Raw genomic sequence first — 313 nt, 5'->3', positions numbered from 1 at the left:
GCTCCGGCAAGCAGGGCTATGCGGTGGCGCGGGTGGCCGCCCAGCGCGGCGCCGACGTTACTTTGATCGCTGGGCATACCGCAGGGCTCGTCGATCCCGCCGGCGTCGAGGTGGTGCACGTCAGCTCGGCCCAGCAACTCGCCGACGCGGTGTCCAAGCACGCTCCGACCGCCGACGTATTGGTGATGGCGGCGGCCGTCGCCGACTTCCGGCCCGCGCAGGTTGCCACCGCCAAAATCAAGAAAGGCGTCGAAGGCCCACCGACCATCGAGCTGCTGCGCAACGACGACGTGCTGGCCGGGGTGGTGCGGGC

The 313-nt window shown here is 70.6% G+C and carries 1 protein-coding gene; it reads left to right on the top strand.

Annotated elements, in window-relative coordinates; translation table 11 throughout:
* On the top strand, nt 1-313 hold a 313-nt coding region (locus BST12_RS29810; RefSeq protein ID WP_281254856.1), incomplete at both ends, for a phosphopantothenoylcysteine decarboxylase domain-containing protein.

Origin of the sequence: Mycobacterium angelicum (assembly GCF_002086155.1) — a bacterium.
GTDB lineage: Bacteria > Actinomycetota > Actinomycetes > Mycobacteriales > Mycobacteriaceae > Mycobacterium > Mycobacterium angelicum.
Note: the sequence above shows the minus strand (reverse complement) of the source record. Positions and strands in the feature narration are given on the sequence as shown.